This window comes from Streptomyces sp. NPDC048473, assembly GCF_043200155.1.
Lineage (GTDB): Bacteria > Actinomycetota > Actinomycetes > Streptomycetales > Streptomycetaceae > Streptomyces.
The window spans coordinates 59,020-73,304 of sequence record NZ_JBICXE010000003.1 but is presented as its reverse complement, the minus strand read 5'-3'; the positions used below and the strand labels follow the sequence as shown (position 1 = coordinate 73,304).

Sequence of the window (14,285 nt, the reverse complement as noted above, 5' to 3'; positions counted from 1 at the left end):
CCCCGGTGAGGCGTCAATTACTGGATGGGTAATGGACTCTACCAATTGCCGTACTGCACAGTTGGGTGAGAGAGGGGAGTGCTCGATAAACATTCAACGAGTGGCGGCCCTTCCCGACGGTCAACGGACGATTGGACACGGGGGGATTCGTGACATTCAGGGTTCTTGGCTCAGTGGGAATAACAAACGGAACCGGTCTGACCGCTTTACGGGGTGCGCGACAGTGCACGCTGCTCGCGCTGCTGCTCCTGAAGGCCGGGGAGCCGGTGACCAAGGAACAGTTCTTCGAGGAGCTCTGGGAGGAGGGAATACCGAGCCAGCCCGGAAACGCATTGCAGGCCCAAGTGGCCCGGCTGCGAAAAGTGCTCCGCGCCGAGCTCGGTGACGAGTTCGTCTGCCGGCGGCTGATCACCCGCCCGTCCAGCTATGTGCTGGACATCGACCCGCTCGAAGTGGACGTGCACCTCTTCGGGTCCCTGACGAAACAGGCACGCTCGTCGATGCGGAACGATCCGGCGGGCGCGAGGGAGCTGTTCGACCGGGCCCTGTCGCTCTGGCGCGGTGCGCCGCTGGAGGGGGTCACAGGCGGCCCGATCTGCCAGAGCGCCGCCGCGCAGTTCGAGGAGAACCGGCTCTCGGCCGTGGAAACGCGGATACAGCTCGACATCGCGATCGATGGATACGCCCAGGCCGTCAGCGAGTTGAAGATGCTCGCCTACCTCGCCCCCTGGCGGGAGCGGCTGTTCGAGCTGCTGATGGTGTGCCTCTACCGCCTCGGTCGTCAGGCCGAGGCCATACAGACCTACAACCAGCTGCGCAGCCGCCTGGTCGAGGAGTTCGGGATGGAACCCTCGCCGAGCGTCAAGAGCTGCATGATGGCGATCCTCAACCAGGACCCGGCGCTCGGCGGCGCCGAACGGCTCGTGGTGGCACGTACCCCGCTGGCCGGTTCCGCGGTCGCGTCCTGACCCGCAGTCCCGGCGCGCCGCTCCCCGCCCACCCCCACGCACCCCGGAAAACGACTGTCGATGACGGAGGAATTTCTCGTGACGAAGCCCGACCGGACCCCTTCGCCGGATGCGTCGAAGACGGCACTCGACGAAGTACGCGATCTGATTCTGCGATACCCCGGAGTCGCCCGTGTACGACTGGTCCACACGGCCGCGGGCCGGCTGACCGCATGCGTCCAGGGCTGGGACAATGCGAATGACCTGTCGCCCGCCGGGCCGCTGAGTGAACTCGCCGAGATCAATCCGCACGAGACACGCTTTCTCTACGACGAGATATTCTCCGCCGAATCCTACTTACAGGGCGGCATCACTCTGCGCGAGGACGCCGTCGTCTTCGACGTGGGCGCAAACATCGGAATGTTCAGCCTGTTCGTCGGGGCGCGCTGCCCCTCGGCCAGTGTCTTCGCGTACGAGCCGGTGCCCGATGTCTTCGAGGTGCTGCGCCGCAACGTCGAGCGGCACGGAGTGTCCGCGCGGCTGCTCCCCTTCGGGCTGTCCGACCGGGAGCAGGAGATCGTCTTCAACTTCTACCCGGGCATCTCGATCATGTCGTGCCGCAGTGACTACGCGGACCTGGACAACGAGGTCGATCTGATCAAGCAGTACGTCGCGAACACCCGGGAGACCGGCGCCGCGGGCCGGGACGACCATCTGGCCCAGGTGGAGGCCCTGGTCGCCAAGGACTTCGAACTCACCGAGCGGCACTGCCGGCTGCGGCCGCTCTCCGATGTGATCGAGGAGACCGGAGTGACGCGCATCGATCTGCTGAAGATCGATGTCCAGCGGGCCGAGCTGGATGTCCTGCGGGGCGTCGAAGACCGGCACTGGCCATTGATCCAGCAGATCAGCATGGAGGTCCACGACGAGAAGGGCACCCCGACCGAGGGCCGGGTGCAGCTCGTGCGGGACCTGCTGACCGCGAACGGTTTCCGGGCCACCGTGGCCGAGGAGGACCTGCTGCGTGGCACCGGCCGGTACGCCGTGCAGGCGGTACGCCCCGCGTACGCGGACGATCCCCGCCCGGTGGTGGCCTCGGCCGAGTCCGGCAGGCCGCGCCTCGACCCCCGGGCCATCGCCGACTGGCTGGCCGAACGCCGGCCCGCCGGACGCCTTCCGGACGAGATCGTGCTGGTCGACGGCCTGCCCCCGCAGGACTGAGCGACCGGGCCGACGCCCGTACAGCGCGGAAGACCCCCCGGGCCTGCGGACCCGGGGGGTCTCCGTGTGGCGAGGGGCCACCGTCAGGCGGTGGCCTCCTCGGGCACCGCATTCAGCAGGGCGTCCAGCTCCGCCAGTGCCAGGTCCGCCGCCGCGGCGGCGGAAGCGCTGTCCGGGGCGCCGGCCAGGCCGAAGAACGAGTTCAGCAGCTGGCCTTCGGCGGCCTCCAACTGCTCCGGTGTCGGTCCCATGACAAGCTCCTGGTCTCGGATCGGATCGGTGTCCGTACTCGGGGCGTACCGCCTGCACGGCGCGAAGCGCCGGACAGGTGCAGCGCGTCCTCAAATGGCGTTGGCCGCCTTGAAGATGTGAAGAAGCCCGCTCAGCCGGGCCTCGCCCTGGAAGGCCACGTACTCCGGCAGTACCAGAGGTGCCCACTTCTGCTTGTACGCCAGCTGTGTCTGAGCCGGGTACACGGCTGCGCCGTTGGCCAGCAGCCATCGCATGAACCAGGCGAAACCCCTGCTGGCGCCGGGCACTTCGTACTCCTCGGCCAGCCCGGTGAACGGCGTGAAGCCGAAGTGCAGCCAGTCGGCCCCCTCGGCGATGAAGGTGTCGATGGCCGTCCTGTTGATGGCCTCCATGATGCCCGGCACCTTGTCCGGAAGACGGCGGCTGAGATCGTGCAGCCAGCCGCTGCGGCTGCCGTGGGCGGGCGAGTAGGAGATGTATCCGACGGACTTGCCGTCGATCCGGCCCACGAAGAGCCGGCGCAGCGCCTGCGCTTCACCACCGAGCTCACCGACCAGGAACTCCAGCGGCTTGGCGTGCTCGCCCTTGCTGCCCAGCCAGGCGCGGTCGACCTCTGCCACCGCCTCCGCGCAGTCCGCCAGCGGACTCTCCGTCACGGTGAGACCGGCCCGGAACGAGCGGGCGATCTTGTTCCGCAGCTGCATGAAGCGCGTGCCGCGCAGGCTGAAGTCGGCCAGGTCGATGGCGTACGACGCACCCACCTGGTTCACGGTGAAGCCGTGTTCGGCGTACAGACCGGTCTCCGCCTGCTGGAGCTGGACCGACACGACCAGACGCTCCTGGGCGGCGGCGAACTCCAGAAAGCCCTTCAGCAGCCGGCCCGCGGCATCCGGGGGGGAGAGGGGACCGCCGAACTGCACCAGATACGGCCCGGAGGTCCGGTACACGATCACTCCGGGAACCCCCGGCAGGGCAAAGCGGGAATTACCGCTGCTGAGAGCCAGGAATCCGCTGGGATTGTCGCTGAACTCCGCCACCGCGCGGAGCGTGTTGTCGAAGTCGATGCTGTCTGCTGTGACACTGGAAGTCATCCTGCACGCCCCACGAGAATAGACGGGTAATGCGGTCTGCCGCCGCGCAGCGGGAAGTCAGACAGATCCGGCCCTGCTCCTGATGGAGTGCAGGGCCGGATCCATTGCTGCGTGCTGCGGAGAGGGCAGGATTCGAACCTGCGTGGACCGTTGAGGGCCCGACCTTGCTTGCGCGCGGTCCCCGATAAACCACTCCGGGCACCTCTCCGTGTTCCCGGTCCGGTTTCCCGTCCCGTTCACAAGTAAGAGTCTGCCAGAGGGGCCTGACATGGCCCTGACGTCCCGCTGATGGTGTGCCGGTCTCGGTTCAACCCTGCCCGGCGCGCTCTCACATGCGCCGCAGGCCCACGTACTGGAGTGCACCCATGGCCGCCACGACCAGGCCCTGGAACACGATCCAGCCGTTGCCGATCCCCGTCGCCGTCAGCGCGTCCACGGAGACCGCCGCGACGCTGGCCACGGCCCAGGCCACGTTCAGGGTGATGATGACGGAGACCGCGCCGCGGCTGATGTTCTCCTGGCGGGAGACGACCAGCACCCACAGGGCGTACACGGTGAGGAACACGCCCACCGGGTACTGCACGGAGAGGTTCACGCCGAGGAACGAGTCCAGGACCGTGGCGAGTACGAGGTATCCGATGCCGTTCGCACCGGTGAGGACCACGTCCGCCACGAGGGCGAACCGGAGAAGGCTGTCGGAACGGGCGGCGTCCGTCGCCGGGACCGTACCCGCGTTCTGGGACGACATCATGAGGTCTTCCTTTCGTTGTCGTGCTGCTGACCTGGAGGTGTGTGCCGAGTGGGCCCGGAGGCGCTCCCGGCATCGGGGAACACCGGGGCGGGCGAACCGAGGAGGACCCGGGTCTCGGTATTCGCCGGCAGGAACGATTCGAGTGCGATGCCGCTCAGCGGACCGGATGGAAGATCGGAGAAGAGGGTGCCGGGGCGCTCGCCGAACGAGGTGACGATGTGGAAGAAGGTCAACAGGTGCCCCTCCCGGTACAGCTCGATGGGCAGAAGCAGACGGTCCGCTTCCCCGGACTCGGTGAATTCGGCTTCCTCGGACTTGGCCGATTCGGCATCCTGCGCCGATGGAAGGCTGCCTACGAACGCCTCCAATTCCCGCAGGCGGCCGTCCCCGGTGATTGCGCTCCATCGCCGGAGCATTCGTATGACGTGGTATCTCACCTGGGGGAGATTGGTCAGATGCGGCGCCAGTCCCTCGGGGTGGAGAATGATGCGGAGAAAATTGGCGGGTGCCAGGAGATGGCCGGCGACATCGCCCATCAGCATTTCCATCGTGTGATTGAGGGCCACGATGTTCCAGCAGCTGTCGGTGACCATGGCCGGATACGGTTCATGGCCGGTCAGCACCTTCTCCAGAACCGGGCGAACGGCATCCGGCAACGGGGGAATGCTGTCGTACCAGCGAAGCCTTCCCGCCGCGGTCGCACGGGCAACGAGCTGCTGTCGGTGCGCGGGCGGCAGCCCGAGCGCCTGGGCGATATGGAGAACCGTCTCGGCGTCGGGCGTCTGCTCGCAGGCCTCGATTCTCCTCAGATGGTTCAGGGAAAAGCCGGCCCGCTCGGCAAGCACCTGCTTGCTGAGCGATTTCTGGCGCCGCAGGTCACGTAGGAGCAGCCCCAGGACGCCGTCGTCTTCGGAGGAACGCATGCCCATACGGGGACGGTAATGACCGGAGCGGGGCCACCTCAATTACCTCCCAGGTAATCGTCGCCTCGCCCGCTCGAAGGGGCTGGACCGGATTGTGGGGGCATGCGAGGGCCCGTCCGCCCCGGCCGGAAAAAGGGGAGCCGCAAGCGCGGCTCCCCTTTTTTCCGTCCTCACCAGGTCACCGCGTAACGCCCGCGGTCCTCCCGGAACCGACCGCCTCGGCGATCATCCGCTCCATCGGAACGGCGCCCACCCGCCCCGAGACCAGGAACGCGGACACCATCGTCGCCACCATGATCACCGTGCCGAGCCACACCATCGTCTCGACCGGCACGGTGTACGCCCCCACGGTCCGCACCACGCACTCACCCAGCAGCGCCGCACCCCATACCGCCGAGAACCGCGTCTCCGCCCGCCGGAACGCCGCCGACTCCACCGAGAGCCGCTGCCAGGCGGCGTCCCTGGCCGCATCGCCCTTCACCAGCCACGGCCGCATCCCCGCGCTCATCATCGGCTGCCCCTTCAGCGCGGTCACCAGGACGACGATCCCGATGATGCTGCTCACCCCGCTGTCCTTGGCGAGCATCAGCCGCGGGTCCCCGACCACCAGACTCGTCAGCAGCCCGACCACGTTGACCGTCACCATCAGCGCCGCCAGCCCGTTGAGCCGGCGCTTGCGCACCACCCCCCACACGGTGCGCACGGCCGGCACCACACTGCTCCAGGCCAGCGCCGCGAAGGTGTCCATGCCCGCCGCCTTCAACGCGTAGTACGAGACGAGCGGCACCCCCACATCCACGAGCAGCGGCATCATGCTGTCCAGCAGCGCCTTACGGGGAGCGAACGGGGCGGCGGCGACCGGAGCATCTGCGACAGGGGCGGTGGCTGTGGCGGCCGGGCTGGTCATGACGGGTTCCTCTCCCGTATCGGCGGGCGCCTTCGCGGCCCCGCTCTCGATACGTACAGACTGGCCGCCGGGGCCCGGTGCCCGGCAGAGCCGGGTGTACCGAGGTCCGTATGACGAATGTCAGCCCCTGCCGATGACGGCCCGGTGCCTGCGCGGCGCCCGTAACTCGCTCGCCGCGCAGGCCGGACCGGTGCTGTGATGGGGTCATGACCGCCCCGACCAGGCCACAGCACGAGATCCGCGCCCAGTACACGGATACGACCGTCACCGTCTACCAGGCGTACGCCCCGTTCATCGGTCTTCCCGCCGTGCGCGACGGGCGCTTCCCGGACGTCTGGAAGCGCGACCGCATGACATGGATCAAGCCGAGCTTTCTGTGGATGATGTACCGCTGCGGCTGGGCCACGAAGGAGGGCCAGGAGACCGTCCTGGCCGTCGAGATCACTCGTGAGGGCTTCGACCGGGCCCTGGGGAACTCCGAACTCTCGCACTATGTACGGGGAGTTCACCCCGACCGCGCCACCTGGCAGCGCAATCTGCGCCGGAGCCCGGCCCGTGTCCAGTGGGATCCCGAGCGCGACCTCCGCCTGGACCGGCTTCCGTACCGTTCCCTCCAGCTCGGCCTCTCCGGTGAGGCGGCGCGGCAGTATGCGGACGAGTGGACGGTGTCGATCCGTGACGTCACCCCGCTCGCCCGGCGGATCCACGAACTGGTGTCGGCCGGGCGGCTCGACGACGCGGCGGAACTCCTGCCGCGTGAGTCGCCGTATCCGCCGGCCGGCGCCGCGCTCCCGGCGGGGCGACGGCCTGACCCGTCACCCGGGCAAAGGAGTTAATACCCTATAAGGGGCATATCTGGCGTTACGCTCCGCGCATGACCCACCATGCCATCCTCCTGGCGGCATCCGGCCTGAAGATCGACTGGGCCAGGATGCCGACGTACAACACGATCATGGCGGTGGCCGCCGGTGCCGGGCTGTTGCTCGTGGTGGCGCTGGGGCGTCAGCTCCTCACCCCCGGGCGCACCATCACCCCCGACGGCTGGGTGCTGGCGTTCGGGGCCATCGGCTTCACTCTTGTCACCACCGGCCTCCATATGACCCTGACCTGGCCGCTCGCCGGACAGGGCTTCCCGTTCTACAACGTCATCTTCGGCGAGCCGGCGCTCGCCTTCGGCGTCTTTCTGCTGGCCGCGTCCTTCTACCTCTGGAAACGCGGCGCCGAACTCAACAGCGCCGACCGCATCGTCCACACGGCCCGCGTCGCTTCCCCGATCTCCGTCTTCGTGTTCGGCCTCGGGCTCGCCTGCTTCGGGATCGCCGCCGCGGGCTGGAAGTACACCCTCTTCGCCGCACCGCCCGAGGCACCCATCTCCGGAGAGTTCGCGAAGTGGCCGATGCTGGAAGCGAGCCTCATGTCCGGGCTGTATGTCCTGGTGGGCATCGGCGCGCTCCTGTTCCCGTTCGCGCTGCACCGGCCCAAGAGCCGGCTGAGCCCGGTCATCGGAGTCGTCTGGGGCCTGGCCGGACTGGCGTTCCTGCTCTTCGGCGGGCTCAACTACTTCACCCACATCGGCCTCATCGTCAACACCATGTGAGTCGCTCAGGACCACGGTGGGCCCGGTCGGACGGCCGGGCCCACCTCGTCCCCCCATCCCGTGACGGCCACCACCTCGCGGGCGATGTCCGTCACCTTCCGCCCGTCCGTCGCCACCCGGACCGTGTCCGCCGGTGAATGCTCGTCCAGGAGACGGGCCTTGCGGACACTGCTCGCCACCTCGCGGTCCAGTTCCGAGCCGATCTCGCGGCCGGCGAGCCGGCCGAAGGTCGTGGTGTCGGAGGCGGTGAGCAGGATGCGGACGATCCGTACGTCCGCACCCATCGCACGCTCGAACATCACCGCCGACTCCGGCAGCACGCTCACGGTGTTCGTATAGATCAGGCGTCGGCAGCCGAGTTCCGCGAAGTTGGACCAGACCGCCGTCAGATTGCGCTCGGTGATCCCCGCGCGGTGCGGATCGCCCTCCGGCGCCGGATGGACCTGGCCCATCAGATCGCCCTCCAGGACCGCGTGCGCCGCCTCGACGGCCCGTAGCTGCGCCGAAACCTCCCAGGCCACGGTCGACTTGCCTACGCCCGCGCGCCCGCCGATGAGCAGTACCTCTGCGTGGTTCATGTCGGCAGGGTGCCAGCCCATGACGGCTCCCGCGATCCGATTGCGCGGCCGCGTCGAACGTGCCCGCCCGAACGCGCCTGCCCGAACGGCGCGGCATACCGCGTATGGAGTACGGCGGGGGAGTGCCGTACGCCGCAGGGAGGCCGGAGAGTTCCCCCTGGCGGCTGCCTGCGCGCGGCGGCTGTCCGCTTAGGGTCGGGAACCATGGAGACCCCTATTGCGCGTACGTCCCGGTGGCGGCGACTGCTGCCCCGTAAACGCGGCCGGTGGACCGCGGGCCTCGCGGCGCTCGTCGTGCTGGCCGGTGCGGGCACCTGGACCGCCGCTGCCGACGACGGCGGGCCCGCCGTGCACCGCCAGGACCGGATGATGCGGGTGGACGGCGTGTCCATCGACACCTCGTACTTCACCACCGGGGGTACGGAGCGCAGGCCCGCCGTGCTGATCGGGCACGGGTTCGGCGGCAGCAAGAACGATGTGCGGGCGCAGGCCGAGCAATTGGCCGGTGCCGGGTACGCCGTGCTGACCTGGTCCGCCCGCGGGTTCGGGAAGTCGGGCGGGGAGATCTCGCTCAATGCCCCCGACCGCGAGGTCAAGGACGTGTCCCGGCTGATCGACTGGCTGGCGGACCGGCCCGAGGTGGAGCTCGACGACAAGGGCGACCCCCGGGTCGGGGTCACCGGGGCCTCCTACGGCGGCGCCGTCTCGCTCCTCGCCGCTGGGTACGACAAGCGCGTCGATGCCATCGCACCGCAGATCACCTACTGGAATCTGGCCGACGCCCTCTTCCCCGACGGGGTCTTCAAGAAGCTCTGGGCCGGAATCTTCATCACCACCGGCGGCGGCTGCCAGAAGTTCGAGAAGCAGCTCTGCGACATGTACGAACGGGTCGCCGTCAGCGGGAAGCCGGACGCCGCCGCGCGTGCGCTGCTGACCGAGCGTTCCCCGAGCGCCGTCGCCGACCGCATCAAGGTGCCCGCGCTCATCGTGCAGGGGCAGTCCGACTCCCTCTTCCCGCTCGGCCAGGCCGACGCCATGGCCAAGGCGATCAGCGGCAACGGCGCGCCGGTCGCCGTCGACTGGATCGCGGGCGGGCACGACGGCGGTGACCTGGAGGCCGACCGGGTGCAGCAGCGGATCGGCGGATGGTTCGACCGGTATCTGAAGGGCGACAAGAGCGCCGGCACCGGGCCCGGCTTCCGCGTCACCCGGACCGGAGGCATCGACTCCACCGACGGGGCCGCCCTCACGCGCGGGGCGAGCAGCGCTACGTACCCGGGCCTGAGCAGCGGAGGAGAAACGATCGTCCTCGGGCATCGGACGCAGACGTTCCGTAACCCCGCCGGGGCCAACCCGCCCGCCATCTCGGCCGTACCCGGCGTCGGCGGCGGGCTCTCCCAGCTGTCGTCCCTCGGCGTCGGCCTCTCGATCGACTTCCCCGGGCAGTACGCCCGCTTCGACTCGGCCCCGCTGGACAAGTCCCTGCGCGTCACCGGCTCACCGACCGTGCGGGTCAGCGCCGATGCGGAGCGGGGCGACGCCGTGCTGTTCGGCAAGGTGTACGACGTGTCGCCGGACGGCAAGCAGCAGGTGCTGCCCTCCCAGCTGGTCGCACCCTTCCGGATCCCGCAGTCCCAGCAGGGCAAGGGCGTGCAGCTGACCCTCCCCGCCATCGACCACCAATTCGACGCGGGACACCGGCTCCGCGTGGTCTTCTCCGCCACCGATCTCGGTTACGCCTCACCGGCCGAGCCGACGACGTACAAAGTGACCGTCGACGGCCCGCTGACCGTCCCCACCGCCCCCGCCCTGAAGACCGCGGCGGCCACCCTGCCCTGGTGGACCTGGGGGCTCCCGGCCGCCGCCGTCGTGATCGCCGCCCTGCTGCTGCTCACCGCCCGCCGCCGCACCGCGACCCCCGCACCCGATCCGGCGCTCGCCGGGGTGCCGCTCCAGATCACCGGCCTGTCGAAGAAGTACGCCAGGTCCGCCGACCGGTATGCCGTGAAGGAACTGTCCTTCCGGGTCGAGAAGGGGCAGGTGCTCGGGCTCCTCGGACCCAACGGCGCGGGCAAGACGACCACGCTGCGCATGCTGATGGGGCTCATCACGCCCGACGACGGCGAGATCCGCGTCTTCGGGCAGGCCATCCGGCCGGGCGCGCCCGTACTGTCGCGCGTCGGCTCGTTCGTCGAAGGGGCAGGCTTCCTGCCGCATCTGTCCGGGCGCGCCAACCTGGAGCTGTACTGGCAGGCCACGGGACGGCCCGCCGAGGACGCCTGCATCGAGGAGGCCCTGGAGATCGCCGGGCTCGGTGACGCGCTGGCCCGCGCAGTCCGTACGTACTCGCAGGGCATGCGGCAACGGCTCGCCATTGCCCAGGCCATGCTCGGGATGCCGGACCTGCTCATCCTCGACGAACCGACCAACGGGCTCGACCCGCCCCAGATCCGCGAGATGCGCGACGTGATGATCCGGTACGCGGCCGGGGGCCGGACCGTCATCGTCTCCAGCCACCTCCTCTCCGAGGTCGAACAGTCCTGTACCCACCTCGTGGTCATGGACCGCGGCCGGCTCGTCCAGGCGGGTCCGGTCGCCGAGATCACCGGCTCCGGCGACATGCTGCTCGTCACCAGCGCGCAGGAGGTGGACGAACCCCTCGTGGGGAAGGTCGCCGCACTGCCGGGGATCGGCTCGGCCGTCCGTACGGACGACGGCCGCGGGCTGCTCGTACGGCTCGACGGCGCCACCTCGTCCGAGCTGATCGCCGAACTGGTCCGGTTGGACATGCCGTTGACCGGTGTCGGGCCGCACCGCCGCCTGGAGGACGCGTTCCTCACCCTGATCTCCGGAGGCTCCGCATGAGTGCCGCAGTCGATGTCACAGAAGCTGTCGATGTCACAGAAGCCGCCGAGGCCCCCGGCTACCGCGCCCGGCGCACCCTGCCGCTGCGCGTCGAGGCGGTACGTCAGCTGCGCAGGCGCCGCACCCTGCTCATGGGCGGGGTGCTGGCGGCCCTGCCGTTCATCCTGATCGCCGCGTTCGCGATCGGCGGCACGCCGTCCTCGCGGGGCGGCGGCGACCGGCTCACCCTGATGGACACCGCGACCGCGTCCGCCGCGAACTTCGCCGCGACCTGCCTGTTCGTGTCCGCGGGGTTCCTGCTCGTCGTCCCGGTGGCGCTGTTCTGCGGAGACACCGTCGCCTCCGAGGCCAGTTGGTCGTCGCTGCGCTATCTGCTCGCGGCGCCCGTGCCACGGGCCAGGCTGCTGTGGAGCAAGCTCGTCGTGGCGCTCGGCTTCAGCCTGGCCGCGATGGTGCTGCTGCCGCTCGTCGCGCTGGCCGCGGGAGCCGCAGCGTACGGCTGGGGGCCACTCGAACTCCCCACCGGCGGGGCGCTCGCGACCTCGGACACCGTGCCGCGGCTGGCGCTCGTCGTCGCGTTCATCTTCGTCTCCCAACTGGTCACCGCCGGGCTGGCGTTCTGGTTGTCGACGAAGACGGACGCCCCGCTGGGCGCGGTCGGCGGGGCGGTCGGGCTGACCATCGTCGGAAATGTGCTGGACGCCGTCACCGCGCTCGGATCCTGGCGCGAATTCCTGCCCGCACATTGGCAGTTCGCCTGGGCGGACGCACTCCAGCCCGATCTGGAATGGGGCGGCATGGCAAAGGGCGCGGCGATCTCGGTGACGTATGCCCTGATCCTGTTCGCTTTCGCCTTCCGGGGGTTCAGTCGTAAGGACATCGTGTCCTGAGCTTGACTTTCCGCGGATTTCCCGGCCTCCGTTGCCGCATCGAGATTCATCCGCAACGTCTTCGTCTGCTCCTCGGCACCGTCTCGCGCGTCACATTCACAAGTGCTGACACGACGACGTTGGGGGCAGGACATGGAACGCCGGACAGGGAAGTACGTACGGACATGGCAAGGGGCACTCGGTGTGCTGCTGGCGGGCGGGGTGCTGCTCACCGGGTGCTCGGCGGGGGCGTCGAACGAGAAGCAGTCCGCCGCCGACCGCCGGGGCGCCCCCGCCCCCGCACCTGCCGCGTCGGGCGGTGCGGCCGACAGCGACGGCGCGAAGGGCGCGGACGGCTCGAAGAAGCAGGACGGGCTGCGGGAGTCCGCGCCACCCGACTATCTGTCCACCTTCGCCCTGGACGTCGACACCGCCTCGTACGGGTACGCGCGCCGCACCCTCGCCGACGGCAACCTGCCGGAGCCGGCCACCGTGCGGCCCGAGGAGTTCGTCAACAGCTTCCGCCAGGGCTACCGGCGCCCGGCCGGCAACGGCTTCACCGTGAACGTCGACGGTGCCCGCGCCGGGACCGGTGCCGGGGCCGATGGCTGGTCGCTGGTACGGGTCGGCCTGGCCACCCGGGCCGCCCCCGCCCGTGACGAACGCCCGCCCGCCGCGCTCACCTTCGTCGTCGACATCTCCGGCTCGATGGCCGAACCGGGCCGCCTCGACCTGGTGAAGAAGTCCCTGGGCATCCTCACCGATGAACTCCGCGACGACGACTCGATCTCCCTGGTCACCTTCAGCGACGAGGCGAAGACACTGCTGCCGATGACCCGGCTGCGGGACCACCGCGGCAAGATCCGCGACCGGGTCGACTCCATGGAACCCACCGACTCCACCAATGTGGAGGCAGGCATCCGCCGCGGGTACGACGAGGCCGTCCACGGCCGCGTCAAGGGCGCCAACAACCGGGTCGTCCTGCTCTCCGACGCCCTCGCCAACACCGGGGAGACCGACGCCGAAGCCATCCTCGAACGCATCGACTCCGCCCGCCGCGAGTACGGCATCACCCTCTTCGGCGTCGGCGTCGGAAGCGACTACGGCGACGCGCTGATGGAACAGCTCACCAACAAGGGCGACGGCCACACCACGTACATCGCCGACGAGACCCAGGCCCGAAAGGTCTTCGTCGACCAGTTGCCCGCACATCTCGAACTGACGGCGCGCGACGCCAAGGCCCAGGTCGCCTTCGACCCGGAGACCGTCGAGCAGTTCAAGCTGATCGGTTACGAGGACCGGAAGGTCGCCGACGAGGACTTCCGCAACGACCGCGTCGACGGCGGCGAGGTCGGCCCCGGCCACACGGTGACGGCGCTCTACGCCGTACACCTCAGGGACGGCGCCTCCGGACATGTGGCGACCGCTACCGTGCGCTGGCTGGACCCCAGGACCCGGGCGCCGCACGAGCAGACGGGGTCGGTCGAGACGAACGCGATCGACGGTCCGCTGTGGGGCGGCGACAACAAGCGGCTCCAAGTGACCGCGGTGGCCGCGTACTTCGCCGAGGTGCTGCGCGGCGGCGAGCTGCCGGGCGCGCCCGCTCTCGGTGAACTCGCCTCACGGGCAGGCACATTGGCATCCGACACCGAGGACGATTCGGTACGGAAGCTGGCGACCGCGATCGGACAGGCCGACCGGCTCAAGGGCGGCAACGGATCCGGGGGCGCACCGGAGGGCGAGATGGACTGACTGAGGGGGAAGAGGGGCCGCACCGCCACACGAAAGCCTGCTGCGCGGCCCGTCCGCCGACGCCATGATGTGCACCATGTCCTCCCTCTTCCTGGCGCTCGCCGTGATCACGACCGGCCTCTACGCGGGCTTCCTGCTGACGTTCCTGATCGCGATCATGCCCGGCATCGCAGCCCTGCCGGACGAGCGGTTCACGGCCGCGATGCGCCGTTTCAACGAGAAGGTGCCCGGACCGGCCTTCCTGGTCCTCTTCGTCGGTGTGATCGCCTTCCCGGCCGCCGCGGTCGTCGGAGCCGACGACGCGGACCAGGCGCTCGCCGCGGCGGCGCTGATCTGCGCGGTCGGCAGCCACCTGATCACGATCGCCGGGAACATCCCGCTGAACAAGGCGCTCGCGGCGTCCGAGGGCGGCGGTGACGACAGCGCGGCCCGCGAGGCGTTCGAGTCCCGCTGGAACAACCTCCACCGGATCCGGACGGCCCTGTCCCTCGCCGCGTTCGCGCTGCTGGCCGTGGCCGCCGGGTAGGACGAC

Annotated in this window: 14 protein-coding genes and 1 tRNA gene; 8 read left to right on the top strand and 7 right to left on the bottom strand. The window is 69.5% G+C overall.

Features of this window, described 5'->3' with window-relative positions; all coding sequences use genetic code 11:
* Positions 1–173: 173 nt before the first annotated feature.
* Together ACGFU7_RS06710 and ACGFU7_RS06705 are read left to right on the top strand one after the other, a co-directional pair.
* Positions 174–968 carry a BTAD domain-containing putative transcriptional regulator gene (locus ACGFU7_RS06710; protein WP_393693010.1) on the top strand — a complete coding sequence of 265 codons (795 nt, stop codon included), beginning with the start codon at positions 174–176 and terminating at the stop codon, positions 966–968.
* A 78-nt stretch (positions 969–1,046) separates the two neighbouring features.
* A complete protein-coding gene (locus tag ACGFU7_RS06705; protein WP_393693008.1) occupies positions 1,047–2,168 on the top strand; it encodes an FkbM family methyltransferase in 1,122 nt (373 codons plus the stop codon).
* Between the two features lie 83 nt (positions 2,169–2,251).
* Here the strand turns inward: ACGFU7_RS06705 and ACGFU7_RS06700 are convergent, their stop codons facing one another.
* The 6 genes from ACGFU7_RS06700 to ACGFU7_RS06675 form a co-directional block, all read right to left on the bottom strand.
* Complete coding sequence (locus ACGFU7_RS06700; RefSeq protein ID WP_393693006.1) at positions 2,252–2,419, bottom strand: ABC transporter ATP-binding protein; 168 nt, start codon at positions 2,417–2,419, stop codon at positions 2,252–2,254.
* Positions 2,420–2,509: 90 nt separating this feature from the next.
* Entirely contained in the window at positions 2,510–3,511 is a 1,002-nt protein-coding gene (locus tag ACGFU7_RS06695) for a DUF2156 domain-containing protein (RefSeq protein ID WP_393693005.1), read from the bottom strand.
* A gap of 117 nt (positions 3,512–3,628) precedes the next feature.
* Positions 3,629–3,719 (bottom strand) — tRNA-OTHER (locus ACGFU7_RS06690).
* Positions 3,720–3,839: 120 nt separating this feature from the next.
* Positions 3,840–4,262, bottom strand: coding sequence for a hypothetical protein (locus tag ACGFU7_RS06685; RefSeq protein WP_393693003.1), 423 nt, complete (start codon positions 4,260–4,262; stop codon positions 3,840–3,842).
* A complete protein-coding gene (locus ACGFU7_RS06680; RefSeq protein WP_393693001.1) occupies positions 4,259–5,191 on the bottom strand; it encodes a helix-turn-helix domain-containing protein in 933 nt (310 codons plus the stop codon). The genes ACGFU7_RS06685 and ACGFU7_RS06680 overlap by 4 nt, the downstream gene beginning before the upstream one ends.
* 172 nt (positions 5,192–5,363) lie before the next feature.
* A complete protein-coding gene (locus ACGFU7_RS06675) occupies positions 5,364–6,092 on the bottom strand; it encodes a VC0807 family protein (RefSeq protein WP_393692999.1) in 729 nt (242 codons plus the stop codon).
* A gap of 206 nt (positions 6,093–6,298) precedes the next feature.
* Here ACGFU7_RS06675 and ACGFU7_RS06670 point away from each other — a divergent pair, with 206 nt between their 5' ends.
* Both ACGFU7_RS06670 and ACGFU7_RS06665 read left to right on the top strand, forming a co-directional pair.
* Complete coding sequence (locus ACGFU7_RS06670; protein ID WP_393692998.1) at positions 6,299–6,928, top strand: DUF4291 domain-containing protein; 630 nt, start codon at positions 6,299–6,301, stop codon at positions 6,926–6,928.
* A 38-nt stretch (positions 6,929–6,966) separates the two neighbouring features.
* Positions 6,967–7,689 carry a DUF981 domain-containing protein gene (locus ACGFU7_RS06665; protein ID WP_393692996.1) on the top strand — a complete coding sequence of 241 codons (723 nt, stop codon included), beginning with the start codon at positions 6,967–6,969 and terminating at the stop codon, positions 7,687–7,689.
* Positions 7,690–7,694: 5 nt separating this feature from the next.
* Here ACGFU7_RS06665 and ACGFU7_RS06660 read toward each other — a convergent pair whose 3' ends face one another.
* Positions 7,695–8,267, bottom strand: coding sequence for a hypothetical protein (locus ACGFU7_RS06660; RefSeq protein WP_393692994.1), 573 nt, complete (start codon positions 8,265–8,267; stop codon positions 7,695–7,697).
* A gap of 204 nt (positions 8,268–8,471) precedes the next feature.
* On the opposite strand from ACGFU7_RS06660, the gene ACGFU7_RS06655 reads away from it, so the two are divergent.
* The 4 genes from ACGFU7_RS06655 (at position 8,472) to ACGFU7_RS06640 (ending at position 14,279) form a co-directional block, all read left to right on the top strand.
* Positions 8,472–11,132: an alpha/beta fold hydrolase gene (locus ACGFU7_RS06655; protein WP_393692992.1), complete on the top strand. Its 2,661-nt coding sequence runs from the start codon at positions 8,472–8,474 to the stop codon at positions 11,130–11,132.
* Positions 11,129–12,022 (top strand): ABC transporter permease, encoded by an 894-nt coding sequence (locus ACGFU7_RS06650; protein ID WP_393692990.1) that lies wholly within the window; start codon positions 11,129–11,131, stop codon positions 12,020–12,022. Before ACGFU7_RS06655 ends, ACGFU7_RS06650 begins: the two co-directional genes overlap by 4 nt.
* A gap of 132 nt (positions 12,023–12,154) precedes the next feature.
* Positions 12,155–13,753 (top strand): von Willebrand factor type A domain-containing protein, encoded by a 1,599-nt coding sequence (locus ACGFU7_RS06645; protein ID WP_393692988.1) that lies wholly within the window; start codon positions 12,155–12,157, stop codon positions 13,751–13,753.
* A gap of 76 nt (positions 13,754–13,829) precedes the next feature.
* The gene (locus ACGFU7_RS06640; protein ID WP_393692986.1) at positions 13,830–14,279 is read left to right on the top strand and encodes a DUF1772 domain-containing protein; all 450 of its coding nucleotides are present in this window, start codon (positions 13,830–13,832) and stop codon (positions 14,277–14,279) included.
* Positions 14,280–14,285: the final 6 nt, after the last annotated feature.